General features: G+C 34.6%; 18 protein-coding genes and 2 pseudogenes. 10 read left to right on the top strand and 10 right to left on the bottom strand.

What is annotated here, in order from left to right; genetic code table 11:
- Together msrB and O970_RS02055 are read right to left on the bottom strand one after the other, a co-directional pair.
- Window positions 1–255, bottom strand: a pseudogene (gene msrB, locus O970_RS02050) (peptide-methionine (R)-S-oxide reductase); the annotation flags it as partial.
- 537 nt (window positions 256–792) lie between these two features.
- A complete protein-coding gene (locus O970_RS02055) occupies window positions 793–1,014 on the bottom strand; it encodes a helix-turn-helix domain-containing protein (protein WP_024495527.1) in 222 nt (73 codons plus the stop codon).
- A 334-nt stretch (window positions 1,015–1,348) separates the two neighbouring features.
- Between O970_RS02055 and O970_RS02060 the strand changes: the two genes are divergently transcribed.
- Window positions 1,349–2,119: an XRE family transcriptional regulator gene (locus tag O970_RS02060; RefSeq protein ID WP_024495528.1), complete on the top strand. Its 771-nt coding sequence runs from the start codon at window positions 1,349–1,351 to the stop codon at window positions 2,117–2,119.
- Window positions 2,120–2,528: 409 nt separating this feature from the next.
- Window positions 2,529–3,620, top strand: a complete 1,092-nt coding sequence (gene ychF, locus O970_RS02065) for a redox-regulated ATPase YchF (RefSeq protein WP_024495529.1) — start codon at window positions 2,529–2,531, stop codon at window positions 3,618–3,620.
- A gap of 1,257 nt (window positions 3,621–4,877) precedes the next feature.
- On the opposite strand, the gene rsmC is transcribed toward ychF, so the two are convergent.
- Window positions 4,878–5,900: a 16S rRNA (guanine(1207)-N(2))-methyltransferase RsmC gene (rsmC, locus tag O970_RS02070; RefSeq protein ID WP_024495530.1), complete on the bottom strand. Its 1,023-nt coding sequence runs from the start codon at window positions 5,898–5,900 to the stop codon at window positions 4,878–4,880.
- 67 nt (window positions 5,901–5,967) lie between these two features.
- Between rsmC and O970_RS02075 the strand changes: the two genes are divergently transcribed.
- From O970_RS02075 to cyaY, 4 genes are all read left to right on the top strand, one after another.
- Window positions 5,968–6,396 carry a DNA polymerase III subunit psi gene (locus O970_RS02075; protein ID WP_024495531.1) on the top strand — a complete coding sequence of 143 codons (429 nt, stop codon included), beginning with the start codon at window positions 5,968–5,970 and terminating at the stop codon, window positions 6,394–6,396.
- Entirely contained in the window at window positions 6,374–6,838 is a 465-nt protein-coding gene (gene rimI, locus O970_RS02080; RefSeq protein WP_024495532.1) for a ribosomal protein S18-alanine N-acetyltransferase, read from the top strand. Before O970_RS02075 ends, rimI begins: the two co-directional genes overlap by 23 nt.
- 2 nt (window positions 6,839–6,840) lie before the next feature.
- Window positions 6,841–7,452: a thiamine diphosphokinase gene (locus O970_RS02085; protein WP_051318577.1), complete on the top strand. Its 612-nt coding sequence runs from the start codon at window positions 6,841–6,843 to the stop codon at window positions 7,450–7,452.
- A 92-nt stretch (window positions 7,453–7,544) separates the two neighbouring features.
- Window positions 7,545–7,850, top strand: a complete 306-nt coding sequence (gene cyaY, locus O970_RS02090) for an iron donor protein CyaY (RefSeq protein WP_024495534.1) — start codon at window positions 7,545–7,547, stop codon at window positions 7,848–7,850.
- Between the two features lie 226 nt (window positions 7,851–8,076).
- On the opposite strand, the gene O970_RS10050 is transcribed toward cyaY, so the two are convergent.
- The 4 genes and pseudogenes from O970_RS10050 to ilvI form a co-directional block, all read right to left on the bottom strand.
- Window positions 8,077–9,132, bottom strand: coding sequence for an MrcB family domain-containing protein (locus O970_RS10050; RefSeq protein WP_024495535.1), 1,056 nt, complete (start codon window positions 9,130–9,132; stop codon window positions 8,077–8,079).
- Window positions 9,133–9,146: 14 nt separating this feature from the next.
- Window positions 9,147–9,337, bottom strand: a pseudogene (locus O970_RS10225) (tyrosine-type recombinase/integrase); the annotation flags it as partial.
- A 135-nt stretch (window positions 9,338–9,472) separates the two neighbouring features.
- Window positions 9,473–9,970 (bottom strand): acetolactate synthase small subunit, encoded by a 498-nt coding sequence (ilvN, locus tag O970_RS02105; RefSeq protein WP_024495536.1) that lies wholly within the window; start codon window positions 9,968–9,970, stop codon window positions 9,473–9,475.
- Between the two features lies 1 nt (window position 9,971).
- On the bottom strand, window positions 9,972–11,696 hold the full coding sequence (gene ilvI / locus O970_RS02110) for an acetolactate synthase 3 large subunit (RefSeq protein ID WP_024495537.1): 1,725 nt from the start codon (window positions 11,694–11,696) through the stop codon (window positions 9,972–9,974).
- A gap of 196 nt (window positions 11,697–11,892) precedes the next feature.
- Here ilvI and O970_RS02115 point away from each other — a divergent pair, with 196 nt between their 5' ends.
- The 3 genes from O970_RS02115 (at window position 11,893) to dapE (ending at window position 13,899) form a co-directional block, all read left to right on the top strand.
- Window positions 11,893–12,330, top strand: coding sequence for a YaiI/YqxD family protein (locus O970_RS02115; protein WP_024495538.1), 438 nt, complete (start codon window positions 11,893–11,895; stop codon window positions 12,328–12,330).
- A gap of 73 nt (window positions 12,331–12,403) precedes the next feature.
- Entirely contained in the window at window positions 12,404–12,763 is a 360-nt protein-coding gene (locus O970_RS02120; protein WP_105291828.1) for an ArsC family reductase, read from the top strand.
- The gene (gene dapE, locus O970_RS02125; RefSeq protein ID WP_024495540.1) at window positions 12,760–13,899 is read left to right on the top strand and encodes a succinyl-diaminopimelate desuccinylase; all 1,140 of its coding nucleotides are present in this window, start codon (window positions 12,760–12,762) and stop codon (window positions 13,897–13,899) included. Before O970_RS02120 ends, dapE begins: the two co-directional genes overlap by 4 nt.
- Window positions 13,900–13,998: 99 nt before the next feature.
- Here the strand turns inward: dapE and O970_RS02130 are convergent, their stop codons facing one another.
- Window positions 13,999–15,321 (bottom strand): L-cystine transporter, encoded by a 1,323-nt coding sequence (locus O970_RS02130; RefSeq protein ID WP_420885464.1) that lies wholly within the window; start codon window positions 15,319–15,321, stop codon window positions 13,999–14,001.
- Window positions 15,322–16,049: 728 nt separating this feature from the next.
- Between O970_RS02130 and O970_RS02135 the strand changes: the two genes are divergently transcribed.
- Window positions 16,050–16,208, top strand: a complete 159-nt coding sequence (locus O970_RS02135) for a YpfN family protein (protein WP_081685236.1) — start codon at window positions 16,050–16,052, stop codon at window positions 16,206–16,208.
- Window positions 16,209–16,291: 83 nt separating this feature from the next.
- Here O970_RS02135 and cysZ read toward each other — a convergent pair whose 3' ends face one another.
- Both cysZ and O970_RS02145 read right to left on the bottom strand, forming a co-directional pair.
- On the bottom strand, window positions 16,292–17,053 hold the full coding sequence (gene cysZ, locus O970_RS02140; protein ID WP_036562338.1) for a sulfate transporter CysZ: 762 nt from the start codon (window positions 17,051–17,053) through the stop codon (window positions 16,292–16,294).
- Between the two features lie 297 nt (window positions 17,054–17,350).
- The coding region (locus O970_RS02145) for a tRNA-binding protein (protein ID WP_024495543.1) at window positions 17,351–17,794 on the bottom strand (444 nt) is incomplete at its 5' end.

Here is a 17,794-nt window from a genome sequence, read left to right on the forward strand (position 1 = left end):
ACCATGACTATAATCTGGTTTTTCTAAAAGTGAACTGGCCGTGATTGGTTGACTAAAACTAGGCCAGCCACACCCTGAATCAAACTTATCTTTAGAACTAAATAATACTTCACCAGACACAATATCCACATAAATACCTTCAGCCTGATGATCATAATACTCATTATGAAAAGGCGCTTCCGTAGCATTTTGTTGTGTCACCTCATATTGAAGTGGGCTTAATGCCGCTATCCGCTGGCGTTTTTTTTCATTATCCATCTGTTATACCCCGATTAAGTATGTTAATTACTTCATATATCAGAAATAAGTATAATTGAATAGTATATTAGCTGTTATTCATCACGTTGAAATGCATTTAAAATTAAAGATTAGGTTCTGTTTATGTAAATAAGTGTAAATAGAAAATAAAAAAGCATTAGCTATGATTAATATAAACATTATCTTTTTATTAATAATAAACAATCAATTTCATTACTATAGTAAAGAAATTGATTAAAAATTTTACAATATTAAGGCAGTTAACTTAACGCTAATTTTACAATAAGGACGAGAATTATACACTTCCCCGCAATTTATATTAATCAAAAACACGATAATATTAATCAGAAGATCATGATAGCGCTATACTCTATTGCGTGAGGCCGCATTGACATGAATAAAGCAATGATAAGAAAAGCGATATACAAAAAAGGATATTATATACCGCTGACAATATTTATACCTAAATTCAGCAAATATCTTTCAAATTGATTTTAAAAACGTTACTCTTTTTCTAAGAAAAAATTATTGGATTTATTTTTTATAACGGCTTGGCCAAATCGTTTCTGGTGTCACGCCAATGGCCTCAGAAATAATTTTTTCTCCCTTTGGCCACTTACGATCAAGTGCATTTCTTAACGTATTTTCAGATAGCCCCGCTTCTCTAGATAATTTTCTTAAACTTGTCCCACGTTTTTCTAATTCGGCACGAATATCAGCTCGATGCCAATCTTGACCTTTTTCATAATTTATCATTTTTAAATCCTTATAATTAATCGAATTAAATAGTACCATCAACTTACTTTTTTACCGATAATACAAAACAAAAGTAAAAAAGTAAATCGCCAATTTCATCATTTATTTATGCATGAAAAATGCATTAATAGAATTTAAATTAAGTTTTGTTTTAACTTATAAAAAATTGCATAGTTTAATTACACTTTATTTTTACTATATATTATGCGATCATCTCATTAATTTTTGGGTTAATCTAATGCTATAATTAGCTAAAAATTTATTAAAAAATGATTAATTGGTTTAATATATCTTTCATTCATCATTTTAAAACGGTAAAAATAAGGATATTTTTGTGAGTGGAAAACAGGGTAGAACACATGATATACCAGATATACCAAAAACTAACGAAGATTCTATTAGCAATCATAAAGTAATTTTCACCGAAGAAGCAACGACATTTGCACAAAGGCTAAAGTCAGTCATTGGTCAATGCTCTATGACATCTTTTGCTCAGCAATGTAATTTATCTGAAAGTGCAATTCGAAAGTATATTCGTGGTGATTCTGAGCCTACATTGCAAAATTTATTAGTCATCTGTGAAGTGGGGAAAGTATCGTTATCTTGGCTCGCTACAGGTAAGCCTGATAATAATTTGTTAACTACGTCACCCGAAAAACCTATGACACATCCCCCAACCCCATCTTTTGACCAAATCGTCATTAACGAAGTGAATTTTTACTCGCTTGCGCAAGAGCAAGTACAATATATCCCTAAAAGTCACTGGATGCTAAGTCGAAGATGGATCCTTAAGGAGGGACTGCAAAATGCGAATCTTGCATTTACCTGTATTAAAAGTGAAAATTTAACACAAGTCGCTAAAAAGGGGGATATTTCTTTAATTAATATTAAACCACAAGGTTGGCATGGTGTGTTAGAAGGCATTTTTATTATCTGTCTGCATGGCAATCTCTTAACCAAACGCATTCAATATGATCCGATTAAAAATGGCTATTGGCTTTATAGTGACAGTCCGCATTATCGGGATCATTTTATTGATATCAATCAACCTTTAGAATATAAAATTATCGCTAAAATTGAACATATTCTAACCCCTATTTTCTAATAGTATTAGCTAAAAATTACTGATGTTAAATTATAGCAGAAAGCTAAATGAGTGCGGCTCTGTATAACTTTATCATTTATATACTTTACGAACCGATAGTGGTTTAAATTGTGCGCTTGCTAATTTTAAATAAAATGTCCGCTAATTATTGGACTAATGACGGTTTGCTATTTCCTGAAAATAACTAATTTATGCCATATTTTACCCTATCAATAATAACGTGTTGCCATAAAAAATCGCCGAATTGACATACTGAATCAATTCAATGAATGATAGATAGTTTGCTTTAAACCGCTGTCGGTGATCAAAATCATTGCGTGTTTCGGTTTTTTCATCCGCAAATTTATTTTAAATAGTATATAATGTTGCGCTAATTCTAATTGTTGAACATATTTATAAAGGGTATTTTATGGGATTTAAATGTGGGATTGTTGGCTTACCTAATGTTGGTAAATCAACGCTGTTTAATGCATTAACTAAAGCAGGCATCGAAGCGGCAAATTTCCCGTTTTGTACTATAGAGCCAAATACTGGCGTTGTTCCTATGCCAGATCCACGTCTTGATCAACTTGCTAAAATTGTCAATCCGCAACGTACTTTACCAACCACGATGGAGTTTGTAGATATTGCGGGCTTAGTCAAAGGGGCCTCTAAAGGTGAAGGTCTTGGTAATCAGTTTTTATCAAATATTCGTGAAACTGAAGCTATAGGTCATGTTGTTCGCTGCTTTGAAAACGATAATATCATTCATGTTGCGGGACAAATTAATCCCGCAGAAGATATTGATATTATTAATACTGAATTAGCCCTTGCTGATTTAGATACCTGCGAACGAGCAATTCATCGTGTACAGAAAAAAGCAAAAGGTGGCGATAAAGATGCGAAATTTGAGTTATCTGTATTGGAAAAATGCTTACCTCATTTAGAAAATGCGCATATGTTGCGTGCACTTGATCTAGATAAAGAAGAATTAGCCGCAATCAAATATCTAAGCTTTTTAACTTTAAAACCAACCATGTATATTGCTAATGTGAATGAAGATGGTTTTGAAAATAATCCTTATCTTGATCAAGTTAAAGCGATTGCTGAGAAAGAAGGCGCGGTGGTTGTACCTGTATGTGCAGCGATTGAGGCCGATATAGCTGAACTTGATGATGCTGATCGTGATGAATTTATGGCCGAATTAGGTATTGATGAACCTGGTCTTAATCGCGTTATACGAGCTGGTTATAAGTTACTTAATTTACAAACCTATTTTACTGCGGGTGTAAAAGAAGTTAGAGCCTGGACTATTTCTGTGGGCGATACAGCGCCACAAGCCGCAGGCAAAATCCATACGGATTTCGAAAAAGGCTTTATCCGTGCCCAAACTATTGCGTTTGAGGATTTTATCCAGTATGGCGGAGAACAAGGGGCCAAAGAAGCGGGTAAAATGCGTTCAGAAGGAAAAGAATATATCGTTAAAGATGGCGATATTATGAATTTCTTATTTAATGTTTAATGCGATCTAATCGATTTATTTAAAGTATATTAAAGAGACGACACGGCACAATGCTTATGTCATTGTGCCTTTTATTTATACTCCATTAAGCAATAATAAAGTATTACTCTCTGACCAATGATTAAACCAATAAGGTTATGCTATTTTTAAGACAAATAAATACAGTTGTAGACTAAAAAATCCTTTCTCCCTAAAAGAGTAAACAAAATATATCGCTATAAATTGCTTCGTTGGGTAAAACAATGGTTGATATTGTTTTAGTAATATTCAACTAGGCATGTAATGCGGAAAAAACGGCCAATAAAGTTCGATATATTCAACGTATTAGAGCAGTTACTGAAATATCGTTAAACAAATCCATACGCTTCACTAACAGATTAAACGGGTTAGCAATGATCATAAAACTGCCTATTTTTATTGATGCTGAAAAGTGTTTTACTAGTAATTTTATCCCTTACACTTACATGCTTTCATTCCCATTATCATAAAAAAAGACCTACTAATTGTATCGATTAGTAGGTCTTTTTTATCATTCATAGTAATACTTAAAACGACTTATCTCTGAGTATCTGTAATAGATTTCGTCGCGCTAGAACCCATATTATTTTTGATTCTTTTTTTCGCTTTAAGCATTTGAATAAGATTTTTATGTGGAGTTTTCATCAATCCCTCCCTTATCTATTTTTTAAGTTTTATTAATTTTATTTCATTTAGAAATAATGTTTGTTTCTAATACAAAACAAGTTTGTACTTCCCTTTACTCAGCGGAACGTCATCCTGACGTTTAAAATGATGAGCATCGTTAAAATACAGATTAACTCTATATAAATCAATATTTTATCACTAAATTATGCGCTTTTATACTAAATCATACAATTAAAACAATTTTATTACATATCCCATCTGATTAAAAATGATTACACTATTTATCTTGATTAGTATAAAAATTTCCTTCTATGAATATAGAAAAAATTAACTCAGATACTAGGATAGTAGTAGACAACCTATTTAACAATAAGTTCTTAATTTATTGAAAAATAATAGATAATCTTCAACTGATCTTTTGTGAGATAAATTTCAAATATCAATAAACTAATATAGATACTCGAAAAGAATGCAAGATAAAAATAGGTTATGATTACTTTATATCAAAAATATATCAGCAATGGTTCATGACATTAACCGCTAGAAATTTATCATAACGTAAAAATCAGATAAATACAATCGATTAATTAAACGATTGCTGATAGATTAAAATTAGTTTGCTAAATACACTTTAAATTTATTTGTTTTTAATAAGAGTTGATGATGAGTAAAAGCCTTGCCCAACCATTCAGCATAAGGTAAAAAAGAGTTAGCAACAATACATAACGATCCTGTTGGATTAAGATGTTTTTTAGCCTCACTAATTAAAGTTTGTGCGGCAGCGTAATTTGTTTCTTTACCATCATGGAAAGGTGGATTGGAAATAATCAGATCATATTTTCCATCACTATCAGAAAAAACATCACTGGCAAAAACGCGCCCTTTTAAATTATTTTTAATCAACGTTGCGTTGCTTGCTGCCAGCGCGGCTGCATTAACATCGGTTAAATTGAGATTAATTGCTGGTTTTTTTTGACCAATTACCGCAGATAATACCCCCGCCCCGCAACCGAGATCTAGCACACGACCTGTGACTAACTCTGGGTTGGCAAGTAAAGCTTCCAATAACAATTCGCTCCCCAGATCCAGATGAGAAGCACTAAAGACGCCAGGTAAAGCACTAACCGCTATACCATTAGGCAATGAGTACGATTGCCACCACTTATCTAAATCAAAAGTTAATTGAGTTTCCGCTTGAAAATGGTAAAGGCTGCACCGTCTGGCACTATCAATTTTATTGATATGACCAAAAGAGTCCAAGAAATTTTCGACACTCCGAACGCCTGAACGATTTTCACCCACAATAAAAATATCCGCGCCTAATGTTAATTGACTTAATAAGGCAGATAGCTGAAATTGGGCCTCTAATTTAGTTTTAGGCCAATAATAGACTAACGTATCAATATGCTTAAATAGTTCTGGGCTAGGTACTAAACTAAATTCAACGCGACCTTTAGACAGTTTAACTAATCGACGATAATGGTGGTACATATGGCAATGTATATTTACTTGCTGTGCCGTTAGATTGACGGGAAAATCATCTTGAATATCGCCGGCAATTAGTACACGACGCTCACTAAACATATCAATATGTCGAGCTAGTGTTTCGCTTGCTGGCGTATTTATGCTACTCATGCTAAATTAATTCCTAAATTTTGCTTTATAAATAATGCGGCTAATTATACAATTGAACGCTATGAATATGCTAACAACTTCACAATCAAATCGGCGAGATTGGTATCTAGATCAATTGGGTATCACACAATATAAATTACGACAACCGATGCTATTAAATAAGGAAAGTACACTAGCAATGACAGAGGCTACGCGTTTAATTATTATAAAACCCGACGAAAGCCCACTGCCAGAACCTTTCTTTAGTGATATTCTACACGTGATGAATTTAAAGAATTCTGCATTACTGTTTATTAAACCTGATCAAGCCTCACTGTTACCTGCGCAATTAAATTGCCTTATTTGGTTAATTGGCGATGATGAACTAACAGGAATTAATCTAATAGCAACAGATTTAATTCAAACCCCGTCACTTAAGAGCATAATACACTCAGCTACTGATAAACGCCAATTATGGCAACAATTATGTCAATATGAACACTATTTCCGAACTTAAATCACAAGATTTTGCTTTGGCCTATGCCATTGAAAAAGTATGTCATACACATCCATGGAGCGAAAAAACCTTTTTATCGAATCAAGGTTCTCGCTATCTTAACTATAAAATTAGTCAGAACGATCAAATTGTTGGCTACTGTATTATTCAAATTGTATTGGATGAAGCATCGCTATTCAATTTGGCTATTCATCCTAAATTTCAACGGCAAGGATTGGCAAAAAAATTACTTAGTTATGCACTCGAACAGTTATCCATACGTCATATCTCAACCATCTGGCTAGAAGTAAGAGCCTCTAATCAGGCGGCAATTCGGTTATATGAGCAGCTTGGATTTAACCAATTCTCAGTTAGAGAAAATTACTATCCAACTAAAGATGGTCAAAGAGAAGACGCATTGATTATGGCAAATACCTTATTTTTGACATCAAAAAGTGAATGATTATGCATAAAGCGTTACTATTTCTAAATGGCGAGCCACCTACTGCATTACCCACCAATTTATCAGATTATGCCATTATTGCTTGTACGGATGGGGCTTATGCGTATCTTCAACATCATCACATTAATATTGACTATATAATTGGCGATTTAGATAGTATAAATAGCTTACCGAATACCGCCGTCACACAGATTATCCACACCCCTGATCAAAACTTTACTGATTTTGAAAAGGCATTACGTTTTCTAATACAAAAGCAGGTGACAGATATTGATATATATGGTGTATCGGGCCGAGCCAGCGATCATTTTTTAGGAAACCTTTCTGTTGGTTTGGCTTATAGCAAACAACTCAATCTATGCTTTTACGATAACCATAGCTATTTTTTCTACGCGAAACCTTGTACACAGCTAAAACATGTAAAAGGAAAAATTATTTCTATCATGCCATTCCCTACTGCTTATGGCGTCACCTTAACGGGATTTTTATACCCGCTTGCCAATGCAACGCTATGTTTAGGTGGTTTAACTAGTATTAGAAATCAGGCGAATAGGAATACAGTCGACGTTAAATTTGAACAAGGCGAACTAATTATTTTTGTTAATCATGCTTAGTATTGATAATAACAGAAATAAAAAATAGAAATATTGTATAGTAATTAACATAGCCAATCCCCGTGATGGCATGATTGATAGGAACATAACATATGGATAGTAAACAATTTCAACAACTCAGCGAGCAAATTATGCATGATATTGAACAATTTATTGATCAAGATATGGTGCTAAATGATTCTGACATCGACTATGAAATCCATGGTAATGTAATGACGATCACCTTAGAAAATCGACATAAAATTATCATTAATAAGCAAGAACCGCTACGCCAAATCTGGATGGCAACACGTCGACAAGGTTATCACTTTAATTACCAGCAATCGCATTGGTATTGTGACCGTAGTGGCCAAGAGTTTTTTACCATATTAAAAAATGCATTAGTTGATTTGGCGTAATTTGTTTTATATAGCAGTAATTGATCGTGTAATAAAAACATTATTTGATAGTTACCTTATTACAAATCAACTTATTTTTCCTTTATCCATTACAAGATAATTGATAATCTATTATAAGTTATTTAAAGTAGCATTTAAAATCAATAAATTATAATTAAACCAAGCGGTTAACAATACTCATATAAACACATTTAGCTATATAAGGATATGGTTAACCGCCATCTAATTATCTAATAAAAATATTTTCTCTATGCCATTGAAGGTATTTTTTAGTCTTTTCATTAATTTTAATTTTTGTATTTTTATCAACATACAATTTATCAATATCATTCAAACAAAGACGACTAATTAATAGACTTCCATCATCCTCAAAACTAAGATACCCCTTATCAAACAATGCGTCGACATGGGCAGCTAGCATAAAACCATTATTAGGATCTAATCGCTCATCATTACTACATGCTCGCCAAGGTTTTATATGACTGGCTCTTAATAAAGCTCCCAACTTAACTCCTGTCACTGGGCATTCCGGGTATATACAAATTAATTTTTCCCTAAATTTACCCTGCCCTAATCTAGACTCAATTAATTGATTTTTAGTTGTTTTATTTAAAGAATCATCATTTTCAATTGCATTAATATCTGATGTTAGAGTATCGATTGAAGAATATACAAAAATACCCTTATCGACACATGTAGAATATATATCAATTAATTTTTTTAGATCGTTAATTATTTGATCATTATCCATAGCATTAAAATCTTCTATTGAATAATATTTACCACAAATATGACCTAATTCATATCCTTTAGGTAAGGAGCTATCTTTTGCAATTCCCAAGGAAATAGATGAAAGATCAAACCCCCGCTCAAGAATAAACTTATTACCCAAATTACTATCTATATTTTTTTTATATTGTTTTGCTTTATTAACTATTTGTATTAAGCCTTCTTTTCGTCCATATTCATCGTCAAAAAATTGCCACCCTTGATTTAAAGAAATATACACACCTTCCATGTTTGCTTTAAATAAATACACAACAAAACAACCGTCTTGAGTAGATTTTGTAATTTCTGAGTGTAAAAATGCTATCCAAGGAATTTCAGCCCACTGCCCTTGACCACAAGAACCTTTTACTTTAATTTTTCCATTATTTAATATAGCCTCTAAAGTTTTAGGTAAATCCTTTCTAATTAGCTTTGCGAGCGTGTTGTCTTTGTATTCGGATTTTTTATTAGAAATATATTTATTTAATACTTCGAGTAATTCTTGCTTAAGCATGATTAATAACCTTTTTAATAATCCAACGGATTAAACCTTACCACATCTTCAAAGTGATCTGAAGCAAAGGGGCATATCTCGTGGTTATTTTGATACCGGTGTGGCCGAGTATTTTTTGTAAAACTAAAATGTTTCCGCCGTTCATCATGAAATGGCTGACGAATGTGTGGCGTAATACGTGGGTTAATTGTCGTTCGGGTAATTTTCTCTACGAATTGGACTATGGGTAACAATAACCGGTTATATAAATTAAAATAGTGAAGATCTTATTTTTAAGATCTTCGCTATAATTAACAAATATCACTTTTTATTATAATGAATTGATTTATTACTATTAATTTCACTGTTTTATCGCTTTATCGCTACGCGATAAACCAATAATCCCTGAACGTACTAATTCAATAATAACGCAAGTATCACGAATAGCAGCGAGAAAAGATTCTAATTTAGCACTTGTCCCAACCAGCTGAACAATAAAATGTCTGCCGGTTACATCAATAATTGCACCACGAAATATATCAGCACAGCGTTGAACTTCGTCTCGGGCGGTCGCTGTTTTCGCCGCTACTTTAACTAACATAATTTCCCGTTCTACATGTGGACCATCAGTTAAATCAGTGACGCGAAAGACATCAATCAATTTGTGTAATTGCTTTTGAATCTGTTCTAAGACATGCGCATCACCCGATGTTTTAATCGTCAACCGTGACATGGTGGGATCTTCGGTGGTCGCAACGGTTAAAGATTCAATATTAAACCCTCGTTGTGAAAATAAACCCACCACTCGAGACAATGCCCCCGCTTCATTTTCAATTAATATCGATAAAATGTAATTCATATTATGTTCGCTCCGTCTTACTTAACCACATTTCACTCATTGAACCACCTCTAACTTGCATTGGATAGACATGCTCCGTTGCATCGGTCATCACATCCACAAAGACTAAGCGATTTTTGATAGCTAATGCTTGTTGTAATTTTGATTCAAGTTCTTCTGGCTTGGTAATCGAAATCCCTACATGCCCATAAGCTTCCGCTATTTGCGCAAAGTTTGGCAGGGACTCCATATACGAACTGGAGTGACGTCCAGAATAAATCATATCCTGCCATTGTTTAACCATTCCTAAAAAACGGTTATTAAGATTTAAGATTAAAATCGGTAAACCATATTGTAAGGCGGTAGATAATTCTTGAATATTCATTTGGATACTGCCGTCACCCGTAATACATACGACAGTTTGATCAGGATGAGCAAGTTTAACGCCTAATGCCGCAGGTAAACCAAATCCCATTGTCCCTAATCCACCCGAGGTGATAAATTGTCTTGGTTTATCAAAGGGATAGTACAGTGCGGTAAACATTTGATGTTGACCAACATCAGTTGCAATCAACGCGTTACCCGATGTTAAGCGATATAGGACTTCAATCACCTCTTGCGGCTTAATTCGTTCATTTTCTCGCTGTTTAGTAAAAGCTAGACAGTGGCGTTGTCGCCAATGTTCAATTTGTTTCCACCAATCCACTAACGCATCTAAATCACGGCTTTCTTGTTCATGGTTTAATTGGGTTAATAGGGTAGCCAGTACATGTTTTGCATCCCCAACAATAGGGATATTGGCTATTACGGTTTTAGAAATGGAGGTTGGATCTATATCGATTTGAATAATTTTGGCGCTTGGACAGTACTTAGCTAAATTGTTGGTGGTGCGATCATCAAATCTAACCCCAATAGCGAAAATCACATCGGCATTATGCATTGCCATATTCGCTTCATAAACGCCATGCATGCCTAACATACCAAGAAATTGTTTATGAGTACTCGGAAATGCGCTTAAACCCATTAATGAACTGGCTACCGGTACATTGGTTTTTTCGGCAAATGCTTTTAATTCATCGCTAGCATTGGCACAAATTATCCCCCCGCCAATGTATAATACTGGTTTTTTGGCTTTTAAGAAGACCTGTAGCGCTCGTTTAATTTGCCCTTTATGCCCTTCTACCGTTGGATTGTAGGAGCGGAGTTCAATACTATTTGGATAGTGGTAATTATATTTTAACGCCGGGTTAAGTATATCTTTGGGTAAATCAATCACGACGGGACCTGGTCGACCCGAGGCGGCAATATAAAAGGCTTTTCTAATCGCTTGCGGGATATCTTGTGTATTTTTCACTAAAAAACTGTGTTTTACCACCGGTCGCGTGATTCCAATCATATCACATTCTTGAAACGCATCATTACCGATCAAATTATTGGCCACTTGTCCTGACAAAATAACCAACGGTACCGAGTCCATATATGCTGTCGCAATACCTGTGATAGTGTTAGTCGCACCCGGTCCAGAGGTAACTAAAACCACACCCACATCACCTGTCGATCGCGCATAACCATCAGCCATATGCACAGCAGCCTGCTCATGCCGGACTAAAATATGTTCAATCCCGCCTAACGTATGTAAGGCATCATAAATATCGAGAACACTCCCCCCTGGATAACCAAAAATTTGTTTTACGCCCTGATCAATCAGGGATTGAACCACCATCTCTGCGCCAGATAGTTTTACCATGCCCATCTCCCATTGTAGAATTTTTGTTTCATTAATATCTAAAATTGCGAATATATCAATCTTGCCTTTTGTTCATTATTACTTCTATTGATTAGAGAGTATACAATAAAAAATGCACTTATGTATTCATTAACCGATACAAAATCGGGGATTTCTGTTATAGTTTAAGAGAAATCAATATCAACGAGTCACAATTATGCAAATATGGGTAGATGCCGATGCGTGTCCTAATATGATTAAAGCTATCATTTATAAAGCAGCTGAACGTAAACAGATCATTACAACCTTTGTCGCCAATCAATTATTATCTTTACCTCGATCAAATTACCTACGCTTTATTCGGGTGGCTAAAGGCATTGACCAAGCAGATAAGACTATTGTTGAATTAATTAACGCAGGTGATCTGGTTATTACTGCCGATATCCCTTTAGCCAATGAAGTATTAAATAAACATGCTAATGTTATTACCCCCCGCGGCGAGAGTTTTGATCTTGATACTATCAAACAACGCTTAATTATGCGTGATTTTATGGAAACATTACGTGCTAGTGGGATACAAAGCGACGGTCCATCAGCCATGAGCGCTAAAGATCGGGAACGATTTGCGAACCAATTACAGCAATATACACGTTAATATCGTCCATCAATAGTGAATAAAAATCTAATAACAACGACACAAACTAGACTATCTTTAGAGGAAGCCAATGATGTACACAATCTACGGAATTAAAAATTGCGATACCATGAAAAAAGCCTTCAAATGGTTAGATGAGCAACAGATTAATTATCACTTTCATAACTATAAAATTGATGGCATAAGCGATGATCTATTACAACAGTTTCTAAAGCTAACCGATTGGCAATCATTAATCAATACTCGTGGTACTACATGGCGTAAATTAGATGAAACCACTAAAAACAGTATTGTTGATAATATAACGGCGACTAAATTAATGTTAGCCTATCCCTCGATCATAAAAAGACCTATTTTAATTAATCGTAATCGTATCTTATTAGGATTTAACCCAGAACACTATCAACAATTTATTGAGGTTAACCCATTATGAAAAGCCAACCTGTTATTGAATTAACCCAGCAATTAATTACACGTAAATCAATTAGCCCTGATGATCAAGGATGCCAAGCACTGATTATGGAGCGCTTAGCACCATTAGGTTTTACGTTTGAGAATATAGATATTGGACAAACTAAAAATCTTTGGGCTTATCATGGTGACGTTAACGATGAAACCTTTATTTTTGCAGGTCATACTGATGTAGTGCCCGCTGGTGATGAAGAGCAATGGTATTATCCTCCCTTTACACCAACGATCGACGAGCAGGGTATTTTATATGGTCGCGGTGTCGCGGATATGAAAGGGGGGGTTGCGGCTATGGTTTGTGCTGCTGAAGACTATATTAAACAACATCCTCATCATCGGGGTCGTATTGGTTTTTTACTTACTTCCGATGAAGAAGCCTCAGCTACAGATGGAACAGTTAAAGTCGTGGAAAAATTAATGGCTCGCCATGAGCGCGTCGATTACTGTATTGTTGGGGAGCCATCAAGCGATAAATTATTAGGCGATCAAATAAAAAATGGTCGCCGTGGCTCTTTAACGGGTAATTTAGTGATTCATGGTGTACAAGGCCATGTCGCATATCCCGATCTCGCCGATAATCCTATTCACCGTTTCGCGCCGGCATTGTATGAATTAATTACCACAGAATGGGACAACGGTAATGATTACTTCCCAAAAACAACAATGCAAATCGCTAATATCCATGGCGGCGCTGGAGCAGAGAACGTTATTCCAGCAGATTTACAGATACAATTTAATTTTCGTTATAGCAGTGAGCTGACCGATGACATCATTAAGCAACGCGTAGATGCGATCTTAACCAAACACCAGCTTAATTATTCTTTAAATTGGCGTTTATCAGGGAAACCTTTTCTCACATCACAAGGTACGTTAACGCAAATTGCCAGTCAGGCTATCAACGAATATACAGGCTTAACCACTAAACTGTCTACCAGTGGCGGGACCTCAGATGGACGCTTTATTGCTCAGATTGGCTGCCAAGTTATTGAACTTGGCGTAACAAATAGTACTATCCATAAAGTGAATGAACAGGTTGCCGTGCAAGATCTGATTGTTCTAAAACAAATTTATCAACGTATTTTAGAGAAACTTTTTGATTAAAGCACAATAAGTTAAGCTCGATTTAGCCGTTCATTAGTCTCAATAAATAAAAAAAACCACGTATTGAATACGTGGTTTTTGTTCATTCAACTAACCTTGTTAATCTTTTTCAATATTCATTGGTCTGGTTTCACCCAATATTTTACTGGTTATAATACCCGCCGTCGCTGCTCCACTCACATTTAATGCCGTTCTACCCATATCAATCAATGGTTCTAAAGTGATCAGTAAGGCAATTAATTCGATCGGTAATCCCATGATCGGCAAGACGATGAGTGCGGCAAAGGTAGCGCCACCACCCACGCCTGCAACGCCAATGGAACTTATCATCACAACGATCGCCAACATCGACAACCAGTGAAAGTCCATATGAATACCAACTGTCGGTGCCACCATTACCGCTAACATTGCTGGATAAATACCTGCGCAACCATTTTGACCAATGGTCGCCCCAAAAGAGGCGGCAAAACTAGCGATTGAATCTGGCACACCAAAACGCTGTGTTTGTGTTTCAATATTTAATGGTATCGAGGCGGCACTAGAACGACTGGTAAAAGCAAATGCTAATAGGGGTAACATCCGTTTAAAAAAACTTAATATTGATATTCCCGTCATAGAAACCAATAAACCATGAACAAGGAACATTAAACTAATCGCAATATATGAGGCAATTAAAAAACTACCTAGTTTGATAATATCATGCAAATTAGAGCTAGCCGCCATTTTAGCCATCAAAGCAAAAACACCATAAGGCGTTAATTGCATAACAGTACGCACTAATTTCATAATCCAAATTTGGAAAATATCAATCGCATTCAGTACTTTCTGCCCACGTTCTTGGTCATCATGAACCAATCTTAAGGCTGCAAGTCCTAAAAATATAGCAAAAATTACCACACCAATAATTGATGTCGCTCTCACCCCAGTCAGATCAAGAAATGGATTTTGTGGGATAAAAGAGAGGAAAATTTGTGGTATTGTTAACCCTTGTAATGACTTAACATGGTTTCCTTCGATAGTAGCCAACCTCGCCGCTTCTTGCGCACCTGAGGTTAATCCTTCTGCCGTTAAGCCAAATAGCAATGTCACCGATATACCAATAATAGCGGCAATGAATGTGGTCACCAATAAAATAGCTATAGTAAAAAAGCTAATTTTGCCTAAAGCCGATGCATTGTGTAATTTGGCGACGGCACTCAATATAGAAATTAATATCAGAGGCATAACAATCATCTGCAATAACTTGACATACCCCGTGCCAATGATATCAAACCAAGTGATTGATTCAATAATAATCGCTTTATGAGAACCACAAAAAAGTTGTAATACAACGCCGAAAACAACACCCACCGCTAACCCGATCAGTACTTTGCGCGCTAAACTCCACTTTTTATTCTTGCGATAAATAACGGCTAGTCCCATTAACACTAATATAAATGCACTAACAGTAAACAATACTAACATAAAACTACCTTTCTACATTCCTATATTTCGCCATTTAGTTAAATAAAGACAGAAACGATTTTTTTAATCAAATTATCGTGTTTATTTTAATAGCCAGTATAACGTAACTAAATAAAATTAATAGCGATTTTATTAGTAGGTAATTTAAATATTCAATAAAAGCTAATTTGCATTAATACATTAAGTGTATACGACATCTTGTCCAAGAGTAGTACACCATTCAATAGGATAGAAAAATAAAATAGTTCTTATAACACATCAATTTATCGATCATTTTCTGGAATAAAGCGTATTTTTACATAGGTTATTTAGTTAAACCTCAAGAGAAATATTTTTGTTTAAATAGACGCAAGTTATCTATTGGTTCACCCTAAAATTAAGTGACATAAGTCGCATAGGTGAAAAAACTAATAAGAAAACGTTAAATTAGCTAACTATCAATATAATCTTTTTGGGTATTGATAACGGTTACCATTAATGATATTAAAAGTAGCTGTTGAATAAAAAGCTAGTTATATTAGATTCTTCTAGGTAAGAATAGTTATAAAGAGTACATCTATGCAAGTGATACAGCTATAGATCGATTAAGTGTTTATCTTTATTTCGAATACTTAGTACGGGTTTTCTAAATAACCATTTAAATGTTAAACTAAAAAATATATTGCTGAAACAAGGAGATAAATATAATGGAATGGCTTAAAGATTACTGGTGGCTTATTTTACTCTTTCTGTTGGGCGTTTTTCTTAATGTTATCCGTGATTTAAATAATATCAGTTATAAGCATTATTTAGATAAGAAAAAAGGTCCACAACAAGATAAAGCTGATAAAAAACAGGATAACTAATCGTTATTATTTAATAAGTTATCCATATTTAACTATTTATCTACACCATTAGTGCAATTTTCTTATAAAATTATGCTTATTAATTAGTCATAAAAATCAAGTTCTAATTGATCAACTTGATATTGGTATTTATCCACCCACATGGCTGTCGCACCGCATATCGCTATGGGCATAATAATTAAATTAATGAGTGGGATCATAGTAAAGACACTGATTATCATCCCAAAGCCTAAACTTTGATGTCTATTTTGATACAATATCGCACGAGTACGTTTTAAACTGATCTTATGATTATCGAACGCATAATCCGAATATTGCATATTAATGACCCAAGCCGTAAATATAAACCAAGCAATGGGAATAATTGTATGCCCTATGGCTGGAATAAACTGTAATAAAAAGAGTGGAATAGCCCGAACCAGATAATAAATGAATTTTTGCAATTCACGTTTTATCATACGTGGAATATCTTTCAGTATGGCAACTAAAGTGATGTTAGATATCTGTTGTTGCGTTAATCGCTGTTCTACTTTTTCGGCTAATAGACTATTAAAGGGGGAAGCAATAATATTAGTTAGGGTACTAAAAAAATAACAAAATAGAATAACAATAACAATGATGATTAATATAGACATTATATAGCCTAACCAATGTAACCACGTTGGTGTGTATTCCATCCCCCATTGCAATAAGTAATTTATTTCATGAAAAAACCAAGTCAATAAAAGTGACATAATAATGATATTTGCTAGTAATGGCACAATCACGTAACGTCTTAATCCTGATTGAGTAATAAGCTGACATCCTTGCCAAAAATAATCCAAGCTATTTTTTTCACACTGCATATGTTTAATTAGCATCCTGTAACTGAAGTTGATAAAAGTGAGTGTCTTATTCATTTGCCTTTGCAACTGTTTATTATATTCATCACCTAAGATAAAAGTAAATCGACTGTTATAAAATTAACTTATTGTATTTATTCTATTTATTATTGAATAGTCTATTGATTAAGGTAATGAAATTTCCATTATTGATAATCGATTTTCAGCGATAAGTGCCGTATAGTATGACAGTATAACCGTAAGATAAGCCGTGAAATGGCTCGATGGTAGGGATAACAAAAATAGCAATCTCATTATTTTTTATACTGAGTCTAGTGTAGAGGGAAATAATGGCGTTTGTATGGCACATAATTGCAATATAATTTGAACGTCTGCTCGCAGCTGTTTAATCAGTGTTTGCTTACCTGTTAAGTGTGCCTTATTAATAATTTGCCATTCATTATCTGGTAATCCAAGTAATTTTACAGTGGGTGGTAGAGGGTGATCAAACAAATCGGGGAGCTGCTGTTTTAATCGACATAGACTTGGATAGCTGGCATCGTATGGGCGATGTGCAAATGCAAAGCCAGATAAAAGTTGCCAATCATGTTGATCCAATTTTTGATCATCATTGGTACTAATTGGTAAGCTTATGGATATTTTGTCACGTAGCCATAACCAGTTTCGTGCTAATTTAGCCACTAATTCTATTTGTAAACGTTTACCTCGCGCAGATATCGCGTAGATGGCCATGGCAGCATAGCT

This window comes from Candidatus Schmidhempelia bombi str. Bimp, assembly GCF_000471645.3.
Classification (GTDB): Bacteria; Pseudomonadota; Gammaproteobacteria; order Enterobacterales; family Orbaceae; genus Utexia; species Utexia bombi.

Bases quoted from the DNA above. Each gene is read 5' to 3' on its own strand.
- O970_RS02055 (WP_024495527.1), bottom strand. From the start codon at position 1,014: ATGATAAATTATGAAAAAGGTCAAGATTGGCATCGAGCTGATATTCGT.
- ychF (WP_024495529.1), top strand. From the start codon at position 2,529: ATGGGATTTAAATGTGGGATTGTTGGCTTACCTAATGTTGGTAAATCA.
- rsmC (WP_024495530.1), bottom strand. From the start codon at position 5,900: ATGAGTAGCATAAATACGCCAGCAAGCGAAACACTAGCTCGACATATT.
- O970_RS02075 (WP_024495531.1), top strand. From the start codon at position 5,968: ATGCTAACAACTTCACAATCAAATCGGCGAGATTGGTATCTAGATCAA.
- rimI (WP_024495532.1), top strand. From the start codon at position 6,374: ATGAACACTATTTCCGAACTTAAATCACAAGATTTTGCTTTGGCCTAT.
- O970_RS02085 (WP_051318577.1), top strand. From the start codon at position 6,841: ATGCATAAAGCGTTACTATTTCTAAATGGCGAGCCACCTACTGCATTA.
- cyaY (WP_024495534.1), top strand. From the start codon at position 7,545: ATGGATAGTAAACAATTTCAACAACTCAGCGAGCAAATTATGCATGAT.
- O970_RS10050 (WP_024495535.1), bottom strand. From the start codon at position 9,132: ATGCTTAAGCAAGAATTACTCGAAGTATTAAATAAATATATTTCTAAT.
- ilvN (WP_024495536.1), bottom strand. From the start codon at position 9,970: ATGAATTACATTTTATCGATATTAATTGAAAATGAAGCGGGGGCATTG.
- ilvI (WP_024495537.1), bottom strand. From the start codon at position 11,696: ATGGTAAAACTATCTGGCGCAGAGATGGTGGTTCAATCCCTGATTGAT.
- O970_RS02115 (WP_024495538.1), top strand. From the start codon at position 11,893: ATGCAAATATGGGTAGATGCCGATGCGTGTCCTAATATGATTAAAGCT.
- O970_RS02120 (WP_105291828.1), top strand. From the start codon at position 12,404: ATGTACACAATCTACGGAATTAAAAATTGCGATACCATGAAAAAAGCC.
- dapE (WP_024495540.1), top strand. From the start codon at position 12,760: ATGAAAAGCCAACCTGTTATTGAATTAACCCAGCAATTAATTACACGT.
- O970_RS02130 (WP_420885464.1), bottom strand. From the start codon at position 15,321: ATGGGACTAGCCGTTATTTATCGCAAGAATAAAAAGTGGAGTTTAGCG.
- O970_RS02135 (WP_081685236.1), top strand. From the start codon at position 16,050: ATGGAATGGCTTAAAGATTACTGGTGGCTTATTTTACTCTTTCTGTTG.
- cysZ (WP_036562338.1), bottom strand. From the start codon at position 17,053: ATGCAGTGTGAAAAAAATAGCTTGGATTATTTTTGGCAAGGATGTCAG.